Source organism: Modicisalibacter coralii (assembly GCF_004117855.1).
Classification (GTDB): domain Bacteria; phylum Pseudomonadota; class Gammaproteobacteria; order Pseudomonadales; family Halomonadaceae; genus Modicisalibacter; species Modicisalibacter coralii.
On record NZ_QWBW01000006.1, the window covers coordinates 1 to 21,919 of the forward strand.

The window sequence follows — 21,919 nt, forward strand, 5'->3', positions numbered from 1 at the left end:
CTCCAGGCTATCAGTGCAAGGTGGCTTCACCGAGTGCGATAGCCTGGACACGACAGTAACGGGACAGGCAGCGAGCGTCAGGCCCTTCTTGAGTCACATGCATCGACGAGGTGAGCCCTCGCCGCCAGGTGTTCCCGGGTCACCGACAGGTCCGAGGAAAGACACACTACCCGGTCGATCAGAGTGGGGGTCAGGAGACCCGAGAACCCTCACGGCACCAGGTCTTTCAGCATAGGTCGATCGCTGTGTGAGTCAGGTCAACCCTGAAACACCCGGCATCTCTCAGTATTACTATCCGAGTGAACGACGACCTTCTTGGGCATCTTACGGCGCCACAACGCCATCTGGAGCGCGTCCCCGGCCAGGTCGGCAGTCATTCGCTCGCTCATCGCCCAGCCGATCACCTTGCGTGAGAACAGATCGATCAGCACCGCCAGGTAGAGCCATCCTTCACCGGTCGCCAGATAGGTGATGTCGCCAACCCATTTCTCGTTCGGCGCCGTGGCGGTGAAGTCTTGCTCCAGCAGGTTGGGTGCCACTTCTTCATCGAAGCTGCTTGCCTTGCCATGGGTCACCTCGTCTTAGTGTACGACCTTAACGAGGTGTCCACTGCTGCTGGGCAAGATCACTGGGCCTGCTGGTGGTCGACAAGGAACTGCTCAGCGACGAGGACACCGACGCCGACTGGGCCAAGGTGCTCGGCGCCAGCGTTACCCTGGCCAATGGCGGTATGCAGGCCATCGAGGGCGGGGCTCAATGGTGTGATAGCCCCGCTGCGCCCCAAGCCCACTCGATCAAAGAGTTCATGTCGGCTGGTACCAGACAAACCCATCTCGCCGGTTCTCGTCGGTGCGCTAGGCTCGGTAAGAGTATTGACCACCGCGAGGGGCCCATGACCCGGCGTATCGTGATCATCCAGGGCCATCCCGACGCCAGCGAACCGCACCTATGCCATGCCCTGGCCCAGCACTACCTGGAAGGGGCGGAGGCGACCGGCCACGCGGTGCGGGTGATCGATGTCGCCACGCTGGATTTCCCGCTGTTGTGCAGTCAGAAGGCCTGGCAGGAAGGCCCGTTACCCGAGTCGCTACGCTCCGCGCAGGCGTCGATCGCCTGGGCGGAGCATCTGGTGCTGATATTCCCGCTCTGGCTCGGCGACATGCCGGCACTGCTCAAGGGCTTTCTGGAACAGGTGGCGCGGCCGGGCTTCGCTTTCGAGTACGAGAAGCACAATCCCTTCGGACGCAAGGGGCTTACCGGGCGTTCCGCACGGGTGGTGGTGACCATGGGCATGCCTGCGCTGGTTTACCAGCATTTCTATCGCGCTCACAGCGTCAAGTCGCTGGAGCGCAACATCCTGGGCTTCGTGGGCATCGCCCCTATCGAAGAAACACTGATCGGCCAGGTCGAGTCACTGACACTCAAGACCCGACAGGCCTGGTTCGAGAAGCTCCACGAACTGGGGCGCTGGGCACAATAGCGAGCTGCTGCCAATGCCCGGAGCCGTCGAACTCATTCCCGATAACGGCTGACCCGAGGCAATGTTTATCGCGAACCAGTTCGCTCCCACCGGAATGACCTGCCACCGATCTTTTCCTGGCCTCACCACGCCGGCGTGAGGAAATCAGCGAGTCGTGCTGATTCGAGAACTCTAGCGACCGCCGGTCACATCGATACAGGTCCCGGTGGTATACGAGGCCGCATCGGAAAGCAGCCAGAGGACCGCCCGGGCGACTTCCTCGGCTTGACCGCCACGGCGCATCGGCACCGTATCCTTGAGATGATCGACGCGTTCGGGTTCTCCGCCACTGGCGTGGATATCGGTATAAATGATCCCCGGACGCACGGCGTTGACACGAATGCCTTCGTCGGCGACCTCCTTGGCCAGGCCGACCGTGAAGGTATCGATGGCGCCCTTGGTGGCGGCGTAGTCGACATATTCATGGGGCGCGCCGAGCCGCGCGGCGACCGAGGAGAGGTTGACGATGGCGCCGCCGGTACCGCCCTGCGCGATGGACATGCGGCGGATCGCCTCGCGGGCGCAGAGAAAGCTGCCGGTGACATTGACGGCCAGAATGCGGGCCAGACGGGCAGCATCCATGTCGGCCACGCGACACTGCCGCTCGAGGATGCCGGCATTGTTGACCAGCGCGGTCACCGGCCCCAGTTCACGGTCGATGCACTCGAAGAGTCGCACGACCTCGCCCTCCTCGGCCACATCGGCAGCCACGGCGATCGCCCGGCCGCCGGCCGCGACGATCTCGTCGACCACCGCCTCGGCGGCCTGCCGGTTACCCCGATAATTGATGCAGACCCGATAACCCGCCGCCGCTCCCAGGCGGGCCACGGCGGCACCGATTCCCCGGCTACCGCCGGTCACCAGCATGACGTCACTCATCGCAATGTTCCGTTTCGTGTTGAAAGACGCCTCCATCCTGGGCGGCGACGCCGATTTTGGGAAGACGGAAACGCGAGATGTGATCTCTCGGCAGGTTGTTCATTCGGCGCCTACCGGGCAAGGGAAGGTACGAAACCCATCTCCAGAAGGGCCGGATGCCTCCATGAGAATGCGCGTCTCATGCCACATGGTCGAATCCTGCTGGCCGCTCCGGCCATCGATGAAGGAGTGCGGGCTGCACCAGCCATAAAGCGCTCGCATCAATGACGCCTATGTTGAGCGATGCAAGCTGGAAAGGGAGAGGCAGGCATCTGCCTGCCTCGCTTCATCAGTACAACTGGCATCGCCCACAGGCCAGTTTGGGGTACCAACCTCCGGTTAGAGAAACGCTGCATAAATGCCTACGCGGACTCGGCGTCCCCAACGAATCGCTTCGTTGCGTGGTACTGGGGCGCCAGCCCGGTCGAAAACTCGCCTAACTTCATGTTATGTCTCGTTTTCTGCATTCCATGCGCCTCGCGCTTCATCTCGCTCGTCGATTTATTCAGCATTTCCTTAGCCGGCCAGGCCTGACTGTGAAAAACCTCGCTAGGGATCGGCACGTCTGCCGATGCCCCGATAGACTAGCCCTCGGGCAGCCACGTAGACGGGGTCGTAGATGTTGCGACCGTCGAGAATCAGGCGCGAGCCGAGGGTCTCCGCGAGACGCCGCCAGTCCGGGTTCCAGTAACACTTCCACTCGGTGACGAGCATCAGCGCATCGGCCCCTTCGCAGGCCGCATAGGGATCGTCCTCGTACAGGCTCAGCAACGGATGGGCGCCGACCTCCTTGCGCAGGGCCGGGAGTGCCGCCGGATCGTGGAGTTGCACGTGGACGCCCTGGGCCCACAGCGCCCGTAGCAGGGTCAGCACCGGCGCGTGGTCGATGCGCGTGGTCCCCGGCTTGAAGGCCGCCCCCCAGATGGCCACGCGACGCCCTTCCAGTTGGCCGTGGAAATGCGTCCACAGCTTGCGGAACAGCGTCTCCTTCTTGTGCTCGTTGATGTCCAGGACTTGCTCGAGCAACTGGGACTCGCGCCCGGTCTCGTGCTGGACATCGGCCAGACGCATCAGGTCGCGGGAGAAATTGGGGCCGCCGAAACCACACCCGGGATAGAGATACTCGTAGCCGATACGCGTGTCGGCGCCCATCCCCTGGCGGACGTGCTCGACGTCCACGCCCAGCGAGTCCGCCAGCCCGGCCACCTCGTTCATGTAGCTGATGCGGGTGGCCAGCATGCCGTTGATCGCCAGCTTGGTCAGCTCGGCGGCACGCCGCGGCATGCGCTGAAAGACCTCGGCACGCCGGTTGAAGGCGCGCAACAGTTCGCGGACCTGATCCGCCGCCCAGTCGTCCTCACAGCCCAGCAACCAGCGCGACGGTCGGGTGAAGACCTGCCAGGCGCGCCCCTCCTCGAGCATGTCGGGCAGCACCACCGCCACCTGAGAGGCGTGCCGCAGCAGGGCTTCGAGCGATTCGGTCTGACCCACCGGGAAGGTCGAGTTGTTGACCACCACCAGCGGCGAGGTCTGCCCGCCGGCGATGGCGTCGATGAACTGTTCGGCGGCCTCGCGCTGGTCCGGCGCCAGGGCCAGCCATACGATATCCACCTCGCCGCAGGTCTCGAGACCGTCGGTGGCATCGAACACCTGCAGCGCCCCGGCCTCGCGGCTGGCCGAGAGCTGCTCGGCCACCGAGGGTTCGCGGGACAGCCAATCGGCTTCGGCCAGCTGGCTCCAGGGCGCATCGGGATGCGGATACCAGTCGACCTGATGGCCGACCGACGCCAGGGCCGCCGCGGCCGTGGCCGCCGCGAGCTCGCTTCCATGCACGATGATTCGCATCGCTTACCCCTCGCTGGCGTAACGCTGCAGAAGGGCGTTGAAGCCGTCGCCGAACTTGGGATGGCGCTTGGCGAAGACCAGCGTGGCCTCGAGATAGCCGAGCTGGTGGCCGCAGTCGTAGGTCGCGCCCTGCATCCGGTAGGCGGCGACCGGCTTGTCCTGACGCAGCCGGTCGATGGCGTCGGTGAGCTGGATCTCGTTACCGGCGCCCGGCGGGGTGTCGGCGAGCAGCGGGAAGATTTCCGGCGGCAGCAGATAGCGGCCGATCACCGCCAGCGTCGACGGCGCCTCCTCGACCTTGGGCTTCTCCACCATGTCGCTGATCGGGGCGCTCTTGCCCGGCGCCGGGGTCTCGCCGTCGAGCGCCACGATGCCGTACTTGTAGGTCAGTTCCTCGGGCACGTTCTCGACCATGATCTGCGCGGCGCCGGTCTTGTCGAAGGCCTCGATCATTCCCGCCAGATCGTTGCGCGTCAGGCCGGCATCGTCGACCAGCACGTCGGGCAGCAACACCGCGAACGGATCGTCGCCGATCACCGGGCGCGCGCAGAGGATGGCATGGCCCAGGCCCAGCGCTTCGGGCTGGCGCACGGCGATGATGCTGACGTCGTCGGGCACGATGCCGCGCACCTCGGCGAGCATGTCGTCCTTGCCCTTGGCCTCGAGCATCGCCTCGAGTTCGTAATGCTTGTCGAAGTGGTTCTCGATCGCCCCCTTGCTGGAGTGCGTGACCAGCACGATCTCCTTGATGCCGGCCTTGACCGCCTCCTCGACCACGTACTGGATCACCGGCTTGTCGACGATGGTGATCATTTCCTTGGGGATCGCCTTGGAGGCGGGCAGGCAGCGGGTGCCGAGCCCGGCGACGGGAAGTACAGCCTTACGGATCATGGGGTCCCTCCTTCATGCACGAATGATTCGAGTATGTCATAGCGTTGCGTGACCCGCCGCATCCTGCAGCGAGCCGAGACGCCCGGGCGCCTCGTTCACAAACGATAACATCTATGCGCGCCCGACGTGACCGTCAACGGCGAATCGGTGGGGTAAACGCCAACCGCGACAGACATGCCAGCGTCCCGGCCGCCCCCCAAAGCGCTCGATAACAGGTAGAATGCCGGGATCATACCGCAGGAGGTCCGCGATGCCATCTCATGCTCCGCCAGGCACCCCGCTCGACGTCGAGTTGTTGATCGAGGCCCGCTGGGTGCTGCCGATGAGCGAGGGTCTGCCGACCCTGGACGACCATGCCGTGGCGATCGATGCCGGGCGGCTGCTCGGCCCCTGGCCCATCGAGGAAGCGCGCCGTCGGGTCAGGGCGCGCCGAGTGCTGGCCCTCGGCCACCATGCCCTGCTGCCCGGTCTGGTCAACGCCCACAACCACGCCGGGATGAGCCTGATGCGCGGCTTCGCCGACGACCTGCCGCTGATGACCTGGCTCAACGAGCACATCTGGCCCGCCGAGGCGGCCCACGTCAATCCGCGCTTCGTCGCCGACGGCACGCGCCTGGCGATCGCCGAGATGCTGCGCTCGGGGACCACCACCTTCGCCGACATGTACCTGGCCCCCGAAGCGGTGGCGGAGGTGGTGGCCCAGGCCGGGATCCGCACCCAGCTCTGCACGCCGCTGATCGACTTCCCTACCCCCTGGGCCGCCGATTTCGGCACCGGCCTCGAACGCACCCGGGCACTGGTGGAACGCTATCGCGATCATCCGCTGATCGAACTGGCCTTCGGCCCTCACGCCCCCTACACCGTCGGCGACGACAGCCTACGGCGCCTGCTCGAGGCCCGCGAGCGGCTCGACCTGCCGGTTCAGATGCACGTCCATGAGACCGCCGACGAGGTCGAGCAGGGGCTGGCCAAGCACGGCAAGCGGCCGTTGCAGCGCCTGTTCGAGGCCGGGCTGCTCGGCGAGCGCTTCCAGGCGGTCCACGTCACTCAGGTCGACGACACGGATTTGGCGATGCTGCGCGAGACCGGCACCCAGGTCATCCACTGTCCGCAGTCCAACCTCAAGCTGGCCAGCGGCTTCTGTCCGGTCGAGCGCCTGCGGCGCGCCGGCGTCAACGTCGCTCTGGGCACCGACGGCGCCGCCAGCAACAACGACCTGGACATGATCGACGAACTGCGCAGTGCCGCGCTGCTCGCCAAGGGCGTCAGCGGCGATGCCGCGGCCCTGCCGGCCATCGAGGCACTGGCCATGGCCACCCGCGACGGCGCGCACGCGCTGGGGCTCGGCGACCGGATCGGCCAGTTGCGCGACGGCTTCGAGGCCGATCTGATCGCCGTCGATCTGCAGGCCGTCAACACCCTGCCCGTCCATCACCCCGCCTCGGCGATCGTCTACGCCATGAACAGCCGTCAGGTCAGCCATTCCTGGGTGGCGGGTCGCCCACGGCTGGTGGACGGCATTCTCTGCGACAGCGATGTCGAGGCACTCACGCGCATGGCCATGGAACAGCAGCGCGCCATGGCCGCCACCAGCCAATCGGGAGAGGCTCAATGACTCAGGCGCAAAGCGAAGACCGCCGCCATAACGTCGATCACAATGAAATCGCCAAGTTCGAGGCACTGGCCAATCGCTGGTGGGACGCCGAGGGCGAGTTCAAGCCGCTGCACGAGATCAACCCGCTGCGTCTCGACTTCATCGACGCGCGCGCCGGCCTCGCCGGCAAGACGGTGATCGACATCGGCTGCGGCGGCGGCATCCTCAGCGAGGCGATGGCCCATCGCGGCGCCACGGTGACCGGCATCGATCTCGGCGAGGCGCCGCTGTCGGTGGCCCGCCTCCATCAGCAGGAAAGCGGCGCCGAGGTGGTCTACCGCCAAGCCAGTGCCGAGGAGATGGCCCACGAGCATCCCGGCGAGTTCGACGTCGTGACCTGCCTGGAGATGCTCGAGCACGTGCCCGATCCGGCGGCCGTGGTGCGCGCCTGCGCGACGCTGGTCCGCCCTGGCGGGCATGTGTTCTTCTCGACCATCAATCGCAACCCCAAGGCCTATGCCTTCGCGATTCTCGGCGCCGAGTACGTTCTCGGCCTGCTGCCGCGGGGCACCCACGAATATCGCAAGTTCATCCGCCCCTCGGAGCTTTCCAACTGGTGCCGGGCGACGGGGCTGCGCGTGCGCGAGCAGAGCGGGCTCACCTACAACCCGCTGACCCGCCGCTATCGCCTCGCGGCCCATGACGTCTCGGTCAACTACCTCATGCACTGCTCGCTGGAGACGCCATGAGCGAGCCCGCGACCACGCCTCCTCAGGCCCTGCTCTTCGACCTCGACGGCACCCTGGTCGACACTGCCCCGGACCTGGCCCGGGCCACCAACGCCCTGCGCGCCCATCACGGGCTCGAGGCGTTGCCCTATCCGCTGATTCGCGCCCAGGTCTCCAACGGCGGCAGCGCCCTGGTGACCCTGGCACTGGGCCTGGAGGCCTCGCACCCCGATCACGCCAGCGCCCGGCAGTTCCTGCTCGACAGCTACGGGCGCGACGTCGCCGCCGAGAGCCGGGTCTTCCCCGGTCTGGAGCCGCTGCTGGCCGCCTGGTCGCGGCCGCGTATCGCCTGGGGAATCGTCACCAACAAGCCGCGCGCCTATGCGGCACCACTGATCGAGGCATTGGGTCTCGAGCCCGGTGCCCTGCTGTGCGCCGACGATCTGCCGGTCAAGAAGCCCGCCCCGGAACCGCTGTGGGCCGCGGCGCGTGAACTCGGTGTCGCCCCGGATGCGTGCTGGTACATCGGCGATCATGCCCGCGACATGCTCGCCGCGCATGCTGCCGGCATGCGCGCGATCGCGGTGGGGTATGGCTACATCGACGAGGCGGAGGATCGCGAGCGCTGGCAGGCCGACCGCTGGTTCGAGACGCCGCAGGCGCTGGCCGCGGCGTTGCTGGCGGTCGAGCGCGACGCCTGAAGGCGGGATGGCGCGACGCCGGTCGGCCCGGAGCGGGCGACCGGCGGGCTCAGCCCCTAACGCCGCGGCGGCTGAGCGTCGAACCGCTCGCCGGTATGCCCGCGGCTGTCCGGGCCCATCAGCCACAGATAGGTGGGCATGATCTGCTCGGCACTGCGCAGCGTCGCCGGGTCTTCGCCGGGAAAGGCGCTCTGGCGCATTCGGGTGCGCGTCGCACCGGGGTTGAGACTGTTGACGCGGATCGACGACAGGTTCTCGAGTTCGTCGGCCAGCACCTGGACGAAGCCCTCGGTGGCGAACTTGGAGACTGAGTAGCTACCCCAGAAGGCACGCCCCTTGCGACCGACACTGGAGGACGTGAAGATCACCGAGGCGTCGCGAGACGCCTTGAGCAATGGCAGCAGAGCCTGGGTCATCCATATCGGGCCATTCAGATTGACCTGCATGACCTGCTCCCAGAGTGCCGGCGGATACTGCTCGAAGGGCGTGATCCGTCCCAGCAGACCGGCGTTGTGCAGGATGCCGTCCAGGCGGCCGAACGCCTTGTCGAGCGTTTCGGCCATCTCCTGATAGTCCTTGAGCGTTGCCCCCTCGAAGTTGAGCGGGAAGATCGCCGGCTGCGGGCCGCCGGCCGCTTCGATCTCGTCGTAGACGCTCTCCAGCTTGGCGGTGGTACGCCCCAGCAGGATCACCGTCGCACCATGGGCCGCATAGCTTTTTGCGGCGGCCCGACCGATCCCGTCGCCGGCTCCGGTCACCAGGATCACGCGATCGGCGAGCAGGTCGTCGCTCGCTCGATAGTCGATCTTGCAGGTCATGACGCCGTCTCCCTGCCCCTCACAGGCCGGACTGGTTGAGGAAGTCCTTGGCCATGCTGGCGGCGTTGCTGTCGGGGTATTCCTGGGTCACTCGCTGGAGCAGTTGCTTGCTGGCATCGGGCTGGCCCTGGCGCGCCTTGAGCAGACCCAGCTTGTACAGGGCATCGGGCACCTTGCTGCTCTGCGAGTAATCCTCGATCACGGTATTGAACGACTGCGCCGCCTTGTCGAGTTCGGAACGCGCCGAATAGAGCTCCCCCAACCAATAATAGCCGTTGGGTCGCAACGGCGACTGCGGGTAATCCTTGACGAACGCCTCGAAGGCACGGGTGGCGGCATCGAAATCCCGCGCCTGAACCTTCTCGAAGGCCGCCTGATAGGCCTGTCGGCCGTCCTGGCTGGCGGCCGCCACGCTGTCGGCGGCACCGTCGTCGACACGCTGACCGTCGGACGCGGCACCCGCGTCACTGCCTCCGGTACCACCACCGCGGCCGAGCTGATCGACACGCTTCTCGAGATCCAGATAGCGTTCCTGGGAGAGCTGCTTCTGCTGTTCGAGCTGATAGCGCAGCTCCTCGAGCTGACCGCGCAGCTGCTTGATGGCCTCCTGATTCTCCTGGAGCTGGTTGAACAGTACCAGGTTGCCCCCGGGCTCCTCGCGAGCCTGGGTCTGCTGATAGAAGTTGCTCTGCTTGGCCGCGAGATCCTCGACCACGGGGGCGGCCCATACGGTCAGCGGGAGCACCAGGGCTCCCGCGCCGCACAGTCCTTTCAGACGGTGTTTCATGCTCGACTCCGCCTATGACTGGAAGACATCGCCCGGACCGCCGATATCATCGCGGATCCGGGCGAGACAGCGTTGCTCAGTAATCGAGGATGACGCGACGGTTCTTGGCGTAAGCCTGTTCGTTGTGTCCTTCCACCGCCGGACGCTCCTCACCGTAGCTCACGACATCGATCTGCGACGGCGACACGCCCTGCACGGTCAGGAAACGCTCCACCGATTGCGCCCGGCGCTCCCCGAGGCCGAGGTTGTACTCGCGGGTACCGCGCTCGTCGGTATGGCCCTGCAGGACGACGTTCGCGTTGGGGTGGCTGCGCAGATACTGGGCGTTCGAATTCAGCACCGACTCGAATTCGGGACGAATGGTGTCCTTGTCGTAATCGAAGTAGATGGTCCGCACGTCGGGGATGCCGGCCTGCTGCTGCTGCCCGCCTCCCATCTGGGTGCCGCTGACCTGGCCGCCGGAGACGCCCTGGCCACCGGCGCCCATGCCGCCTGCGGTGCCTCCGCCGGTGCCATTCATGCTCCCGTCCTGGGTGCCACCGCTGCTGGAACAGCCGGCCATCACGGCCAACGAGACAGCCACTGCCAGACCTTTGGCGTACGGTTTGAACTTCATTGTCAACTCCTTGCTCGGAATTCGAATGACACGAGATGTCGCTTGTCCCGCGACGTCAATTCATGAAGGGCGACCATGCCGGTTCGCGCACGTCGCCCTGGGCCGAGGGCAGACGGTAGGACGCATTGCCATCGGCCGACACCACACTCAGCACCCCGCGGTTACCCTGCTGGGTAGCGAAGATTACCATGCTGCCGTTCGGCGCGACACTCGGTGACTCGTCCCACCGCGAGTCGCTGAGAATCGTCAGCCGGTTGGTGTCGAGATCCTGCCTGGCGACATGAAAGCCGTCGTTGCCGCGGTGAATCATGAACAGCGTCTTGCCGTCCGGGGAGAAGCGCCCACGGGAATTGTAGTTGCCGGTGAAGGTGAGGCGCTCGCTCTGCCCGCTGCCCAGATTGTAGCGGTAGAGTTGCGGGCCGCCGCTGCGATCCGAGGTGAACACCAGGCTCTGGCCGTCCGGCGCCCAGGACGGTTCGGTGTCGATCGAGTCGTTGTTGGTCAGGCGCTGCAGACCGCGTGACCCGATATCCATCACGTAGATTTCCGGCTGACCGTCCTTGGAGAGCGACATCGCCAGCCGCCGGCCATCGGGCGACCACGCCGGGGCGCCGTTGATGCCGGAGAACGAGGTCAGCTGCACACGCTGACCGGTCGCCAGATTCTGCACGTAGATCGCCGAGTTGCCCGACTCGAAGGACACATAGGCCAGCTTCTTGCCGTCGGGCGACCAGGCGGGCGACATGATGGGGTCGTCGGAACCGAGGATCTGCTGGCCGTTGTGGCCGTCGGCGTCGGCGACATGCAGCGCGAACTGGCGATCGTCGCCCGCGCCCTGTGCCGTGACGTAGGCGATGCGCGTCGAGAAGGCGCCACGCACGCCGGTGATCGCCTCGAACACCTTGTCGCTGACATAGTGAGCCCCGGCGCGTAACTGATTGGCCGAGACGGTGACCGCCTCGCCGAGCATGCGTTTCTCGCCGTAGACATCCATCAGCTCGAACTGGATGCGGTAGTCGTTGCCCTGCGGCGTGACCTGGCCGACGACCACGTAGTTGCTGTCGACGGCCCGCCAGTCACGATAGTAGACCTGATCGCTGGTGTGGGGCGTGGCCACCAGGGCGCTGCGGGCGAGCGGATCGAACTGGCCGCTGCGGGCCAGATCGTTGCTGACGATATCGGCGATGTCCTCGGGCAGCGTGCCATCCTGTTCCGCGAAGGGCACCACGGCGATGGGAATCGCCTGATCGCTGCCCTTGGTGATCTGGATGGTCAGGTCGGCACTGGCCAGACTGCTGAACAGCAGGATCAACCAGCCGCACAAATACGGGGTCAGTCGTTTCATCAGCGCACATCCTCAGGGTTGAAATCGAGATTGAAGTCACGGAACTGGCGCTGTGCCGATGGCGGCAAGTCGCGCATTTCCCGAAACGGTGCCGCCCGCTCGACGGCCTGCAATACCGAGCGATCGAAAGTGGGATCGCCACTGCTCTTCTGGATCGTGGCATCCACCAGCTCGCCGGTGGGCAGCAGGGTGAGGTGCACCACGGCCCGAAGCTGATTGCTCGCCGATGCCGGAATGATCCAGGCCTGTTCCACTGCACGCTTGACCAAATTCTTGAAGCCATTCGCCGCCTGGGCCGCCTGTCTGGCATTGGCGATCGCCTGCTCCTCGCCGGCAATCGACTGATCGAGCGCCTGCTGGGCAGCCTGCTTGGCCGCTTGTGCCGCGCGTTCGGCCGCCTCTTCGGCCTTGCGCTTTTTCTCGGCTTCGGCCTGCTTGCGAGCCTCCTCGGCCTTGCGCTGTTTCTCGGCCTCGGCCTGCTTGCGAGCCTCCTCGGCCTTGCGCTGTTTCTCGGCCTCGGCCTGCTTGCGGGCCTCCTCGGCCTTGCGCTGTTTCTCGGCCTCGGCCTGCTTGCGGGCCTCTTCTGCCTTGCGCTGTTTCTCGGCCTCGGCCTGCTGCTTGCGAGCCTCTTCGGCCTTGCGCTGTTTCTCGGCTTCGGCTTGCCGGCGGGCCTCGGCTTCGGCCTTGCGCTGCTTCTCCGCCGCGGCCTGACGCTGGGCAGCCTGTTCGGCTTCCTCGGCACGACGCTGGGCGGCCTCTTCGGCCTGCTGACGCGCCTTCTCGATCGCCTCGAGTTGCTGCTGACGCGCCGCCTCGGCCTGTTGCTGCTTGGCGGCCTGTTCGCGCGCCTGCCGTTCGGCTTTCGCCTGGGCGTCTTCCTCGGCCTGTTTCGCCTTGGCGTCCTGCTCCGCCTGCTTCTGGGCCTCGGCGGCGCGCGCCTGGGCCTCCTGGGCACGCTGCGCCTGATCGGTCGCCGTCTCGGTACTCACCAGGGTCGCCTTGACGATCGACGCGGAGGACGGCTCGGGCTCGCTGGCCGGCCAGTGCAGGAGACTCAAGACGAGCACGCCCAGATGAAGGCCAATGGCGAGGACCACAGGTAGACCATAGCCTACCCGCCTTTCCTTTCTAGCCATCGTGTTTCCTCATCGCTTCGCCGGGGGCGGATCGGAGATCAGCCCCACGTTGGGCACCCCGGCCGTCTGCAGCGTGCTCATCAGCGTCACGACCTGCCCGTAGGAAACGCTCTGGTCCCCCTTCACCATCACCGGCGTCTGCGGCTTGCGCTGGAGGATGGCGATCACCTTGTTGCTGATCTCGTCGAGGCTCAGCGGTGTCTGGCCGTCACCCACCGACAGGAAGTATTCGCCGTCGCGATTGACGGAAACGACCAGCGGCTCGCTGTCGTCGGGGACGTCGATGGGCTCCGAGGTCACCTTGGGCAGTTCGACCTGCACCCCCTGGGTCATCATGGGGGCGGTGATCATGAAGATCACCAGCAGCACCAGCATCACGTCGATGAAGGGCACGACGTTGATTTCGCCCATGGGCTTGCGATGCGGGCCGCGATTGAAGGGTCCGTGCATCATGACCGTCGCTCCTCAGGCTGCCTCGCGATCACCGCGCCCCTGGAGGTTGCGGTGCAGGATGGAATGAAACTCCTCGGCGAAGTCCTCGTACTGGCCCAGGATCCGGTTGGACTGAGCGGACAGGCGATTGTAGAAGATCACCGCGGGGATCGCCGCGAACAGCCCCATGGCGGTGGCGATCAACGCCTCGGCGATCCAGGGCGCGACCGTGGACAGCGTCGCCTGCTGGGCCATCGACAGGCCCATGAAGGAGCCCATGATGCCCCACACGGTACCGAACAGGCCGATGTAGGGGCTCGACGATGCCACCGTGGCGAGGAAGATCAGGTGCTGGTTGAGGCGCTCCTCCTCGCGCGACCAGGCGACCCGCATCGCCCGCTGCACGCCGTCGAGAATCGCCTGGCTGCTGCGCGTCTTGGGCATCAGCCGGTTGAATTCGCGAAAGCCGGCACGAAAGATGTGTTCGGCGCCGACCACGTCCTGTTCGGGCGGCGTCTCGCGATAGAGCTCATTGAGGTCGACCCCCGACCAGAAGCGGTCCTCGAAGGCACGATGGGCCTTCTTCGCCCGGCTGAGGACGAAGCTGCGCTGGAAGATCACCACCCAGGAGGCGATGGACCCCACGATCAGCAGCAACATCACCAACTGGACGACCAGACTGGCGTTCATGATCAGGTTGGGAATGGACAGGGAATCGTTCACGTGCGTCCTCGTCAGTGGTTAAGCGTATCCATTCAAGACCGCGGCAAGTGCCGCCGGCCACCGTGTAGGGCGAAGTCGCGTCGCGTCGATACAGGCGATATCGACGTCCGCGTCGCACAAGGGTTCCCCGCCTGCCAGCACCTGCTGGCGAAAACGCAGCCGGCACGACGTGCGTTCGACGACCTCGGCCGTGACCCGGAGCCGGTCGTCGAGTCGGGCGGGCTTGGCGTAACGGCATTCGAGCCGGTGCACGACCAGCTGGATGCCGTCGTCGAGCAATCCGCGCTGGGTCAGGCCTCCGGCGCGCAACCACTCGCTGCGTGCCCGCTCCATGTATTTCAGATAGTTGACGTAATAGACGATGCCACCGGCGTCGGTGTCCTCGATGTAGACCGTCACCGGAATCGCGAATGCCGTCATGGGCGTCCCTCGCCACTCGCTTCGGGGGCGCCTTCCAGGGCCTCCAGACCGAAATGCAGATAGGCCTGGCGGGTGACCATGCGCCCCCGCGCGGTGCGCAGCATGAAGCCCTGCTGAATCATATAGGGCTCGATGACGTCCTCGATGGTGTCGCGCTCCTCGCTGATCGCGGCGGCGAGGCTGTCGACCCCCACCGGCCCGCCGTCGAACTTCTCGATCATCGCCAGCAGCAGCCGGCGGTCCATGTGATCGAGCCCGTGGCTGTCGACGTGCAGCATGTTCAGGGCCCGGTCGGCGGTCTCCTCGGTCAGCCGCCCGTCGCCGCGGATCTCGGCATAGTCGCGCACGCGGCGCAGCAGCCGGTTGGCGATGCGTGGCGTCCCCCGCGCGCGCCGCGCGACTTCGGCGGCTCCCGCCGGCTCCGCCTCGATGCCCAGCAGCCGCGCCGAGCGGGCGACGATCTCGGTGAGCTCGTCGATGGCGTAGAACTCCAGGCGCTGGACGATGCCGAAGCGATCGCGCAGCGGCGAGGTCAGAAGCCCCGCGCGAGTGGTCGCGCCCACCAGGGTGAAACGCGGCAGATCGAGCTTGATCGAGCGCGCCGCCGGCCCCTCGCCGATCATGATGTCGAGCTGGAAGTCCTCCATCGCCGGGTACAAGACCTCTTCCACGGCGGCCGGCAGACGATGGATCTCGTCGATGAACAGCACGTCGCCCGCCTGCAGGTTGGTGAGCATGGCGGCGAGATCCCCGGCGCGTTCCAGCACCGGCCCGGAGGTCGACTTGATGTCGACCTCCATTTCGGAGGCGATGATGTTGGCGAGCGTGGTCTTGCCCAGTCCCGGCGGGCCGAATACCAGGGTGTGATCGAGACTGTCGCCGCGGCGGCGCGCGGCGGCGATGAAGATGTCCAGTTGTTCGCGGACCCGGGGCTGGCCGATGTAGTCGGTCAGCCGCCGGGGACGAATCGCGTGGTCGTGATGAGGCTCGCCCTCCTGGGGCGCGGCGGCTATCAGGCGATCGCTGTCGATCATCGCGGATTATCCTGCAAACTTGCGGGCCAGGGCGGCCTTGATCAGCGCTTCCGTCGACAGACCCTCATCGAGTCCCGAGAGCATGCGGCCGGCCTCGGTCGGCTTGTAGCCCAGCGCCACCAGCGCCGCCTCGGCGTCGGCCTGCGGGTCGCTCGCCGGCGACGTGGAAGGCGTCGCTCCGTCGACGTCGAGACCGCCCTGCCCGCCGGACCAGTGCGGAAAGCGGTCGTGCATCTCGACGATCAACCGCTCGGCGGTCTTCCTGCCGACCCCGGGGAGCCGGGTGAGCGCCTTGACGTCGCTGTCCATGACACAACGAATGAACTGGTCCTGCTCCATGCCGGAAAGAATCGCCAGGGCCAGCTTGGGCCCCACCCCGTTGACCTTGACCAGCGCCCGGAACAGCGCCCGCTCGGGTTCGCGGAAGAACCCGTAGAGCAGGTGCGCATCATCGCGAATGCTCAGATGGGTATAGAGCTGAACGGTGTCACCGATGCCCGGCAGGGCCAGCAAGGTGTTCATCGAGGCCTCGAGTTCGTAGCCGACGCCGCCCACGTCGACGACCAGCCAGGGGGGCTGCTTTTCCAGCAGGGTGCCTCGCAGGCGTCCAATCATGCGATACCTTCCTTGAGATGACTGGGTGATCACTATACTGGTCACCCGGACGACTGGCCAGCGCGGCTCACTCGGGTCGAAAGTCGCGCCACGCCTGGCGTCCGCTGCGACGCCGGGTGCTGCGTCCGGCCCGTGGCAGCAGGCCGGCGCGGGCATTGGCATGGGTCAGGGCGATGGCCAACGCGTCGGCGGCATCCGCCTGGGGCGTGGCGTCGAGCGCGAGCAGCGCCGTCACCATGTGCTGGACCTGAGCCTTGTCGGCCGCTCCGGTGCCGGTCACCGCCTGCTTGATCTGGCGGGCCGCGTATTCATGCACCGCCAGGCCGTGATTGGCGGCACAGACGATCGCCGTGCCCCTGGCCTGGCCCAGCTTGAGCGCGGAGTCGGGATTGCGCGCCATAAAGACCTGCTCGATGGCGAATTCCGCCGGGCGATAGCGGGCAATCAACTCGGCCACGCCGGCATAGACCTGGGCCAGCTTCTGAGCCAGGTCGTCGGCCTTGATGCGGATGCAGCCGCTGGCGACGTAGGCGGGCCGCGTCGCGCCGAGATCCAGCACCCCGTAGCCGGTGATTCGCGAGCCAGGGTCGATGCCCAGCACGATCATGCCGGGCGCCACCGATGCCGGCTCACGCGGGCGCCGGCCGCTGGATCAGTGGAGCTCGGCGAGCACATCGTCGGCGAAGTCGGCGTTGGAATAGACATTCTGTACGTCATCCAGATCCTCGAGGCGGTCGAAGAGCCCGACGACCTTCCTGGCCACCTCGACGTCCTCGATCGGTGAATAGGTCTCGGGAAACATCCCCACTTCGCTGTGCTCGGGCTCGAGCCCCCGGGCGACGAGCGCATCCTTGACCTCGCCGAAGGCCTTGGGCGTGGTGATCACCTCGATCGCGCCATCGTCGTGAGTCACGACGTCCTCGGCGCCGCCCTCCAGGGCCGCTTCCATGATCGTCTCCTCGTCGCTGTCGGCGGCAAAGTTCAGCCGCCCCTGCTTGTTGAAGAGAAACGCCACCGAGCCGGAGGTGCCCAGGTTGCCGCCGTGCTTGCTGAAGGCGTGCCGCACGTCGGACACCGTGCGGTTGCGATTGTCGGTCAGGCATTCGACCAGCACCGCGACACCGTCCGGCCCGTAACCCTCGTAGACGGCCTCTTCCATGGCGTCGCCGTCGGCATTGCCGGCGCCCCGATCGATCGCCCGCTGGATGGTGTCCTTGGTCATGTTGTTGGCGAGCGCCTTGTCGACCGCCGCGCGCAGTCGCGGATTGTCGTCGGGCTCGCCGCCACCCTGGCGTGCCGCCACGCTGAGTTCACGAATCAGCTTGGTGAATACCTTGCCCTTCTTGGCATCCTGCGCCGCCTTGCGGTGCTTGATGTTCGCCCATTTACTATGGCCAGCCATCTCATGGTCTCCTTAATCGGAAAGACCGGCGCCGCTGTGATCAGCTCGCCGGTCGCCGTGACGGGAATCGATGAGTCGTCGGCCCGCATCGGGTACCGAACCCGGGCCACCGTGTCGCGGCGGTCCGGGCCAGGCGCATCACGCCTCGTCGGTCGCCACCTTGGGCTTCTGACGCAGGCGGATGTTGAGTTCCTTGAGCTGCTCGGCGCTCACCTCGCCCGGCGCGTCGGTCATCAAGTCCGCGGCGCTCTGGGTCTTGGGGAAGGCGATCACTTCACGGATGGTGCGCGCCCCGGTCATCAGCATCACCAGCCGGTCGAGGCCGAACGCCAGACCGCCATGGGGCGGCGCCCCGAACTTCAGCGCCTCGAGCAGGAAACCGAACTTCTCGTTGGCCTCGTCCTCGCCGATGCCCAGCACCTCGAGCACCGCACGCTGCATCGCCTGGTCGTGGATACGGATCGACCCGCCGCCCAGTTCGGTACCGTTGAGCACCATGTCGTAGGCCCGCGACAGCGCCTCGACGGGGTTGTTCCTGAGTGTCTCGACGTCGCAGGACGGCGCCGTGAACGGATGGTGCAACGCCTGCAGGCGAGCACCGCCGTCGTCTTCGAACATCGGGAAGTCGACCACCCACAGCGGTGCCCAGGCCTGGGTATAGAGGTCGAGATCCTCGCCGAGCCTGACGCGCAGCGCGCCGATCGCCTCGCTGACGATGCGCGCCTTGTCGGCGCCGAAGAAGATGATGTCGCCGTCCTCGGCGCCAACCCGGTCGAGCAGCGTCTCCACGATGCCGTCCATGAACTTGACGATCGGCGACTGCAGCCCCTCGAGCCCCTTGGCGCGCTCGTTGACCTTGATCCAGGCCAGCCCCTTGGCACCGTAGATGCCCACGAAGCGGGTGTACTCGTCGATCTCCTTGCGGGTCAGCTTGGCGCCACCGCTGACCTTGAGCGCCGCCACGCGGCCGTCGTCGGCGTTGGCCGGGCCGGAGAAGACCTTGAAGTCGACGTCCTTCATCAGGTCGTCGACGTCGACCAGTTCCAGCGGAATACGCAGGTCCGGCTTGTCGGAGCCGTAACGGCGCATCGCCTCGGCATAGGTCATCCGCGGGAAGGCCGGCAGCTCGACGTCGAGCACGTCGTGGAAGAGCTGGCGGATCATGCCCTCGGTGATGCCCATGATCGCCTCCTCGTCGATGAACGAGGCCTCGATGTCGATCTGGGTGAATTCCGGCTGACGGTCGGCGCGCAGGTCCTCGTCGCGGAAGCACTTGGCGACCTGATAGTAGCGATCCAGCCCCGAGACCATCAGCAACTGCTTGAACAGCTGCGGTGACTGCGGCAGGGCGAAGAAGTGGCCTTCATGGGTGCGGCTGGGGACCAGATAGTCGCGGGCACCTTCCGGGGTCGCGCGGGTCAGCACCGGCGTCTCGATGTCGAGGAAGCCCTCGTTCTCGAGATAGGCACGCACGCTGTGGGTGATCCGCGAACGCAGCCGCAGCTTGTCGATCATCTCCGGACGGCGCAGGTCGATGTAGCGATACTTGAGGCGTACCTCCTCGCCCACCTTGCCGTGCTCGTCGAGCTGGAACGGCGGCGTGGCGGCGGTGTTGAGGACCTCGACCTCCTTGGCCAGGACCTCGATCATCCCGGTGGGCATGCCGGGATTCTGGGTGCCCTCGGGGCGCAGACGAATGCGCCCGCGGATGCGCAGCACGTATTCGCTGCGGGCGCGGTCAGCATGGGCGAACGCATCCGGGGTATCGGGGTCGACCACGACCTGGGCGATGCCGTCGCGATCGCGCATGTCGAGGAAGATCACTCCCCCGTGGTCACGGCGGCGGTGTACCCATCCGCACAGCGTGACCTCCTGGTCCACCAGAGTCTCGTTCAACTGGCCGCAATAATGGCTGCGCATGTCAAATCCTGTTCCGTTGCTTTGAGAGTGCTTCTCCGCCGGCCGGCGCCGGCGGAGAACGATCAGGCGGTTGCCTTGCTGTCGGCCGGCTTGGCGTCACCGCCCGACGACTTGCTGGCGTCACCGGCGAGGTTGCGCTTGGTACCACCGGACTTGAAGTCGGTCTCGTACCAGCCGCCCCCGGCGAGACGAAAGCCCGCCGCGGAGATCAGCCGCGACAACTCGCTGGCCTGACAGACGGGACAATCGGTCAGCGCCGGCGCACCGACCTTCTGAAGCTTTTCCAGGCGATGGCCGCAGGCCTTGCACTCATATTCGTAGATGGGCATGGTTCTAATCACTCTGTGACGAAGTCTCTGCCGCAGGCAGCCTGCTCGAGCCTACGGCGATCATCCCTATGATGTGGCCAGCCGTCGCGCTTTCCAAGCCTGCCGCGAAAGCCGCATATTATAGCGTGCCGCGGCCCCGGGCGGGCAAGTTGTCGCTCGGCGGCGCGAGGAAGTTTCCGTCGACAAGGAATTGCCATGAAAGCCGTGATACTCGATGCCGCCACGCTGGGCGACGACATCGACCTGCAACCGCTGCACCGCGAGGTCGATACCCTCGAGGTTTACGACCTCTCGCCCCCCGACACCTGCCGAGAGCGCCTGGCCGGCGCCGAGATCGCGCTGGTCAACAAGGTCGTGCTCGACGAGGCCCTGCTCGGCGACCTGCCCGAGTTGCGCATGATCGGCGTGCTGGCCACGGGGACCAACAACATCGACATGGCCGCCGCCGAGCGACTGGGGATCACGGTGCGCAACGTCACCGCCTACGGCACGGCCAGCGTCGCCCAGCATACGCTGATGCTGATGCTCAGCCTGGCCAACCGCCTGCCGCTCTATCAGCGCGATGTCCGCGAGGGCGCCTGGAACCGCGCCCCGATCTTCTGTCTGCTCGATCATCGCACCCTGCAGCTCGACGGCAAGCGTCTGGTGATCGTCGGCAGCGGCGAGCTCGGACGTGCCGTGGCACGCCTGGCCGAGGCCTTCGGCATGCACGTCGACTTCGCCGCCCGCCCCGGCAACGAAGGCGAGGACTCCCGCAGACCGCTCGCCGACCTCGCGCCCGAAGCCGACATCATCAGCCTGCACTGCCCGCTCACCGAGGCGACACGCCACCTGATCGACGAGGCGTTGCTGACCCGGCTCAAGCCGGGTGCCCTGCTGATCAACTGCGCGCGTGGCGGCATCATCGACGAGGCGGCGGCGCTGACGGCGCTGCGCGACGGCCGGCTCGGCGGCCTGGGCGTGGACGTGCTGCCCGGCGAACCGCCCCGCGACGGCCACCCCCTGCTGAGCGCGCTCGAGGAACCGCTCAACCTGATCGTCACGCCTCATAACGCCTGGATCAGCCCCGAGGCACGCCAGAACGTGATCGCACTCACGGCCGACAACATCAGACACTGGAAAGCGAATCGCTGAGACACGAGCGAAACCGCTCGAGATAACGGTATCAGCATCGTCGGGTCACACCGTCCGGACGACCGCGAAGGAGACGCCATGCTCTACAACTACGGGTCGATCAATATCGACCATGTCTACCGGGTTCCGCATCTGGTGCGCCCCGGCGAGACCCTGACCAGCCACGGTTATCGCCAGGTGCTGGGCGGCAAGGGAGCCAATCAGTCGCTGGCCATGGCCCGCGCCGGTGGCGACGTTACCCACTGGGGGCGACTCGGCCAGCAGGACCGCTGGGTGCTGGAAACGCTGGCCAGCGCCGGCGTCGACATCACCCCCATCGAGCTGACCGCCGAGCCCAGCGGCCACGCCCTGATCCAGGTCGACGACCATGGCGAGAACGCGATCATTCTGCATCCCGGAGCCAATCACGGCTTTACCGACGCGCACCTCGCGACCCTGATGGCCTCGGCCCGGGCCGGCGACTGGCTGCTGCTGCAGAACGAATGCAACGCCCTGGAGCGCTTGCTGATCCGTGCCGAGGCCCAGGAACTGCGCATCGCCTTCAACCCGGCGCCGATGTCGGCCAACGTGCTGCGTCTGCCGCTGGAGCGTTGCCAGTTGTTGTTCCTCAACCGCGGCGAGGCCGCCGCGCTGGTCGACCGCAACGAACACGACACGGTCGACGGCCTCCTGGAGGCCCTGCGCCAGCGCCTGCCCACGAGCCAGGTGGTCCTGACCCTGGGCCGCGACGGGGTGGTCTTCCAGGACGCCACGCGACGCCTGCGGCTACCCGCCCATTCGGTCGAGGCAATCGACACCACGGCGGCCGGCGATACCTTCATCGGCTACTTCATGGCCGCGCTGCAGCGCGACAACGACATCGTCGAGGCGCTACGCCTGGCCAGTGCCGCCTCGGCGCTGTGCGTCCAGCGCGAAGGGGCCGCCCCCAGCATCCCGGTCTTCAGCGAGGTCGCCGAAGCGACCCGAACGTGGGACGAGCTGCCCCTCGACGAAGCGTGACCCTTCCCTACCG

At 66.4% G+C, this 21,919-nt stretch carries 23 protein-coding genes and 1 pseudogene; 6 read left to right on the forward strand and 18 right to left on the reverse strand.

Features of this window, described 5'->3' with window-relative positions; translation table 11 throughout:
* Positions 1–275: 275 nt before the first annotated feature.
* A pseudogene (locus D0901_RS00495) lies at positions 276–539 on the reverse strand (DDE-type integrase/transposase/recombinase); the annotation flags it as partial.
* Positions 540–892: 353 nt separating this feature from the next.
* Between D0901_RS00495 and D0901_RS00500 the strand changes: the two are divergent.
* Positions 893–1,480: an NAD(P)H-dependent oxidoreductase gene (locus D0901_RS00500; protein WP_129138331.1), complete on the forward strand. Its 588-nt coding sequence runs from the start codon at positions 893–895 to the stop codon at positions 1,478–1,480.
* Between the two features lie 171 nt (positions 1,481–1,651).
* Here D0901_RS00500 and D0901_RS00505 read toward each other — a convergent pair whose 3' ends face one another.
* From D0901_RS00505 to galU, 3 genes are all read right to left on the reverse strand, one after another.
* On the reverse strand, positions 1,652–2,398 hold the full coding sequence (locus tag D0901_RS00505) for an SDR family oxidoreductase (protein ID WP_129138332.1): 747 nt from the start codon (positions 2,396–2,398) through the stop codon (positions 1,652–1,654).
* A 588-nt stretch (positions 2,399–2,986) separates the two neighbouring features.
* Positions 2,987–4,282: a nucleotide sugar dehydrogenase gene (locus D0901_RS00510; protein ID WP_129138333.1), complete on the reverse strand. Its 1,296-nt coding sequence runs from the start codon at positions 4,280–4,282 to the stop codon at positions 2,987–2,989.
* 3 nt (positions 4,283–4,285) lie between these two features.
* Positions 4,286–5,173, reverse strand: a complete 888-nt coding sequence (galU, locus tag D0901_RS00515) for a UTP--glucose-1-phosphate uridylyltransferase GalU (RefSeq protein WP_129138334.1) — start codon at positions 5,171–5,173, stop codon at positions 4,286–4,288.
* 250 nt (positions 5,174–5,423) lie between these two features.
* On the opposite strand from galU, the gene D0901_RS00520 reads away from it, so the two are divergent.
* Genes D0901_RS00520 through D0901_RS00530 form a run of 3 tightly spaced genes read left to right on the forward strand, consistent with a single transcriptional unit; the run spans position 5,424 to position 8,196 of the window.
* Entirely contained in the window at positions 5,424–6,788 is a 1,365-nt protein-coding gene (locus D0901_RS00520; RefSeq protein WP_129138335.1) for a TRZ/ATZ family hydrolase, read from the forward strand.
* On the forward strand, positions 6,785–7,516 hold the full coding sequence (gene ubiG, locus D0901_RS00525; protein WP_129138336.1) for a bifunctional 2-polyprenyl-6-hydroxyphenol methylase/3-demethylubiquinol 3-O-methyltransferase UbiG: 732 nt from the start codon (positions 6,785–6,787) through the stop codon (positions 7,514–7,516). The genes D0901_RS00520 and ubiG overlap by 4 nt, the downstream gene beginning before the upstream one ends.
* On the forward strand, positions 7,513–8,196 hold the full coding sequence (locus tag D0901_RS00530) for an HAD family hydrolase (RefSeq protein ID WP_129138337.1): 684 nt from the start codon (positions 7,513–7,515) through the stop codon (positions 8,194–8,196). Before ubiG ends, D0901_RS00530 begins: the two co-directional genes overlap by 4 nt.
* Before the next feature lie 56 nt (positions 8,197–8,252).
* Here the strand turns inward: D0901_RS00530 and D0901_RS00535 are convergent, their stop codons facing one another.
* The 14 genes from D0901_RS00535 to D0901_RS00600 all read right to left on the reverse strand — a co-directional run bounded on the left by D0901_RS00535 (position 8,253) and on the right by D0901_RS00600 (position 19,773).
* The gene (locus D0901_RS00535) at positions 8,253–9,014 is read right to left on the reverse strand and encodes a YciK family oxidoreductase (protein ID WP_129138338.1); all 762 of its coding nucleotides are present in this window, start codon (positions 9,012–9,014) and stop codon (positions 8,253–8,255) included.
* Positions 9,015–9,033: 19 nt separating this feature from the next.
* A complete protein-coding gene (ybgF, locus tag D0901_RS00540) occupies positions 9,034–9,801 on the reverse strand; it encodes a tol-pal system protein YbgF (protein ID WP_129138339.1) in 768 nt (255 codons plus the stop codon).
* A gap of 76 nt (positions 9,802–9,877) precedes the next feature.
* Complete coding sequence (gene pal, locus D0901_RS00545) at positions 9,878–10,417, reverse strand: peptidoglycan-associated lipoprotein Pal (protein WP_129138340.1); 540 nt, start codon at positions 10,415–10,417, stop codon at positions 9,878–9,880.
* A 55-nt stretch (positions 10,418–10,472) separates the two neighbouring features.
* Positions 10,473–11,762, reverse strand: a complete 1,290-nt coding sequence (gene tolB, locus D0901_RS00550; RefSeq protein WP_129138341.1) for a Tol-Pal system beta propeller repeat protein TolB — start codon at positions 11,760–11,762, stop codon at positions 10,473–10,475.
* Positions 11,762–12,898, reverse strand: a complete 1,137-nt coding sequence (gene tolA, locus D0901_RS00555; protein ID WP_129138342.1) for a cell envelope integrity protein TolA — start codon at positions 12,896–12,898, stop codon at positions 11,762–11,764. Before tolA ends, tolB begins: the two co-directional genes overlap by 1 nt.
* A gap of 9 nt (positions 12,899–12,907) precedes the next feature.
* Complete coding sequence (tolR, locus tag D0901_RS00560) at positions 12,908–13,348, reverse strand: protein TolR (protein WP_129138622.1); 441 nt, start codon at positions 13,346–13,348, stop codon at positions 12,908–12,910.
* A 15-nt stretch (positions 13,349–13,363) separates the two neighbouring features.
* Positions 13,364–14,053: a protein TolQ gene (gene tolQ, locus D0901_RS00565; RefSeq protein ID WP_129138343.1), complete on the reverse strand. Its 690-nt coding sequence runs from the start codon at positions 14,051–14,053 to the stop codon at positions 13,364–13,366.
* Positions 14,054–14,071: 18 nt separating this feature from the next.
* Positions 14,072–14,473, reverse strand: a complete 402-nt coding sequence (ybgC, locus tag D0901_RS00570; RefSeq protein WP_129138344.1) for a tol-pal system-associated acyl-CoA thioesterase — start codon at positions 14,471–14,473, stop codon at positions 14,072–14,074.
* Positions 14,470–15,507 (reverse strand): Holliday junction branch migration DNA helicase RuvB, encoded by a 1,038-nt coding sequence (gene ruvB, locus D0901_RS00575; RefSeq protein WP_129138345.1) that lies wholly within the window; start codon positions 15,505–15,507, stop codon positions 14,470–14,472. The genes ybgC and ruvB overlap by 4 nt, the downstream gene beginning before the upstream one ends.
* Positions 15,508–15,513: 6 nt before the next feature.
* A complete protein-coding gene (gene ruvA, locus D0901_RS00580) occupies positions 15,514–16,122 on the reverse strand; it encodes a Holliday junction branch migration protein RuvA (RefSeq protein WP_129138346.1) in 609 nt (202 codons plus the stop codon).
* Positions 16,123–16,189: 67 nt separating this feature from the next.
* Positions 16,190–16,729, reverse strand: a complete 540-nt coding sequence (gene ruvC / locus D0901_RS00585; protein WP_129138347.1) for a crossover junction endodeoxyribonuclease RuvC — start codon at positions 16,727–16,729, stop codon at positions 16,190–16,192.
* A gap of 45 nt (positions 16,730–16,774) precedes the next feature.
* Entirely contained in the window at positions 16,775–17,524 is a 750-nt protein-coding gene (locus tag D0901_RS00590; RefSeq protein ID WP_129138348.1) for a YebC/PmpR family DNA-binding transcriptional regulator, read from the reverse strand.
* A gap of 138 nt (positions 17,525–17,662) precedes the next feature.
* Positions 17,663–19,444, reverse strand: a complete 1,782-nt coding sequence (gene aspS, locus D0901_RS00595) for an aspartate--tRNA ligase (RefSeq protein ID WP_129138349.1) — start codon at positions 19,442–19,444, stop codon at positions 17,663–17,665.
* Positions 19,445–19,506: 62 nt separating this feature from the next.
* Positions 19,507–19,773 (reverse strand): FmdB family zinc ribbon protein, encoded by a 267-nt coding sequence (locus D0901_RS00600; protein WP_129138350.1) that lies wholly within the window; start codon positions 19,771–19,773, stop codon positions 19,507–19,509.
* A gap of 195 nt (positions 19,774–19,968) precedes the next feature.
* Between D0901_RS00600 and D0901_RS00605 the strand changes: the two genes are divergently transcribed.
* Together D0901_RS00605 and D0901_RS00610 are read left to right on the forward strand one after the other, a co-directional pair.
* Positions 19,969–20,907, forward strand: coding sequence for a D-2-hydroxyacid dehydrogenase (locus D0901_RS00605; protein WP_129138351.1), 939 nt, complete (start codon positions 19,969–19,971; stop codon positions 20,905–20,907).
* Between the two features lie 78 nt (positions 20,908–20,985).
* Positions 20,986–21,906, forward strand: coding sequence for a ribokinase (locus D0901_RS00610; RefSeq protein ID WP_129138352.1), 921 nt, complete (start codon positions 20,986–20,988; stop codon positions 21,904–21,906).
* The last annotated feature ends 13 nt before the right edge of the window (positions 21,907–21,919 follow it).

What these genes read in the sequence shown, in the direction of transcription:
- ruvC (WP_129138347.1), bottom strand. Translation starts at nt 16,729, where the DNA reads ATGATCGTGCTGGGCATCGACCCTGGCTCGCGAATCACCGGCTACGGG.
- D0901_RS00600 (WP_129138350.1), bottom strand. Translation starts at nt 19,773, where the DNA reads ATGCCCATCTACGAATATGAGTGCAAGGCCTGCGGCCATCGCCTGGAA.
- tolR (WP_129138622.1), bottom strand. Translation starts at nt 13,348, where the DNA reads ATGCACGGACCCTTCAATCGCGGCCCGCATCGCAAGCCCATGGGCGAA.
- D0901_RS00530 (WP_129138337.1), top strand. Translation starts at nt 7,513, where the DNA reads ATGAGCGAGCCCGCGACCACGCCTCCTCAGGCCCTGCTCTTCGACCTC.
- ruvB (WP_129138345.1), bottom strand. Translation starts at nt 15,507, where the DNA reads ATGATCGACAGCGATCGCCTGATAGCCGCCGCGCCCCAGGAGGGCGAG.
- D0901_RS00590 (WP_129138348.1), bottom strand. Translation starts at nt 17,524, where the DNA reads ATGGCTGGCCATAGTAAATGGGCGAACATCAAGCACCGCAAGGCGGCG.
- ruvA (WP_129138346.1), bottom strand. Translation starts at nt 16,122, where the DNA reads ATGATTGGACGCCTGCGAGGCACCCTGCTGGAAAAGCAGCCCCCCTGG.
- galU (WP_129138334.1), bottom strand. Translation starts at nt 5,173, where the DNA reads ATGATCCGTAAGGCTGTACTTCCCGTCGCCGGGCTCGGCACCCGCTGC.
- tolA (WP_129138342.1), bottom strand. Translation starts at nt 12,898, where the DNA reads ATGGCTAGAAAGGAAAGGCGGGTAGGCTATGGTCTACCTGTGGTCCTC.
- D0901_RS00605 (WP_129138351.1), top strand. Translation starts at nt 19,969, where the DNA reads ATGAAAGCCGTGATACTCGATGCCGCCACGCTGGGCGACGACATCGAC.
- ubiG (WP_129138336.1), top strand. Translation starts at nt 6,785, where the DNA reads ATGACTCAGGCGCAAAGCGAAGACCGCCGCCATAACGTCGATCACAAT.
- ybgC (WP_129138344.1), bottom strand. Translation starts at nt 14,473, where the DNA reads ATGACGGCATTCGCGATTCCGGTGACGGTCTACATCGAGGACACCGAC.
- pal (WP_129138340.1), bottom strand. Translation starts at nt 10,417, where the DNA reads ATGAAGTTCAAACCGTACGCCAAAGGTCTGGCAGTGGCTGTCTCGTTG.
- ybgF (WP_129138339.1), bottom strand. Translation starts at nt 9,801, where the DNA reads ATGAAACACCGTCTGAAAGGACTGTGCGGCGCGGGAGCCCTGGTGCTC.
- D0901_RS00500 (WP_129138331.1), top strand. Translation starts at nt 893, where the DNA reads ATGACCCGGCGTATCGTGATCATCCAGGGCCATCCCGACGCCAGCGAA.
- D0901_RS00510 (WP_129138333.1), bottom strand. Translation starts at nt 4,282, where the DNA reads ATGCGAATCATCGTGCATGGAAGCGAGCTCGCGGCGGCCACGGCCGCG.
- D0901_RS00535 (WP_129138338.1), bottom strand. Translation starts at nt 9,014, where the DNA reads ATGACCTGCAAGATCGACTATCGAGCGAGCGACGACCTGCTCGCCGAT.
- D0901_RS00610 (WP_129138352.1), top strand. Translation starts at nt 20,986, where the DNA reads ATGCTCTACAACTACGGGTCGATCAATATCGACCATGTCTACCGGGTT.
- tolB (WP_129138341.1), bottom strand. Translation starts at nt 11,762, where the DNA reads ATGAAACGACTGACCCCGTATTTGTGCGGCTGGTTGATCCTGCTGTTC.
- aspS (WP_129138349.1), bottom strand. Translation starts at nt 19,444, where the DNA reads ATGCGCAGCCATTATTGCGGCCAGTTGAACGAGACTCTGGTGGACCAG.
- D0901_RS00520 (WP_129138335.1), top strand. Translation starts at nt 5,424, where the DNA reads ATGCCATCTCATGCTCCGCCAGGCACCCCGCTCGACGTCGAGTTGTTG.
- D0901_RS00505 (WP_129138332.1), bottom strand. Translation starts at nt 2,398, where the DNA reads ATGAGTGACGTCATGCTGGTGACCGGCGGTAGCCGGGGAATCGGTGCC.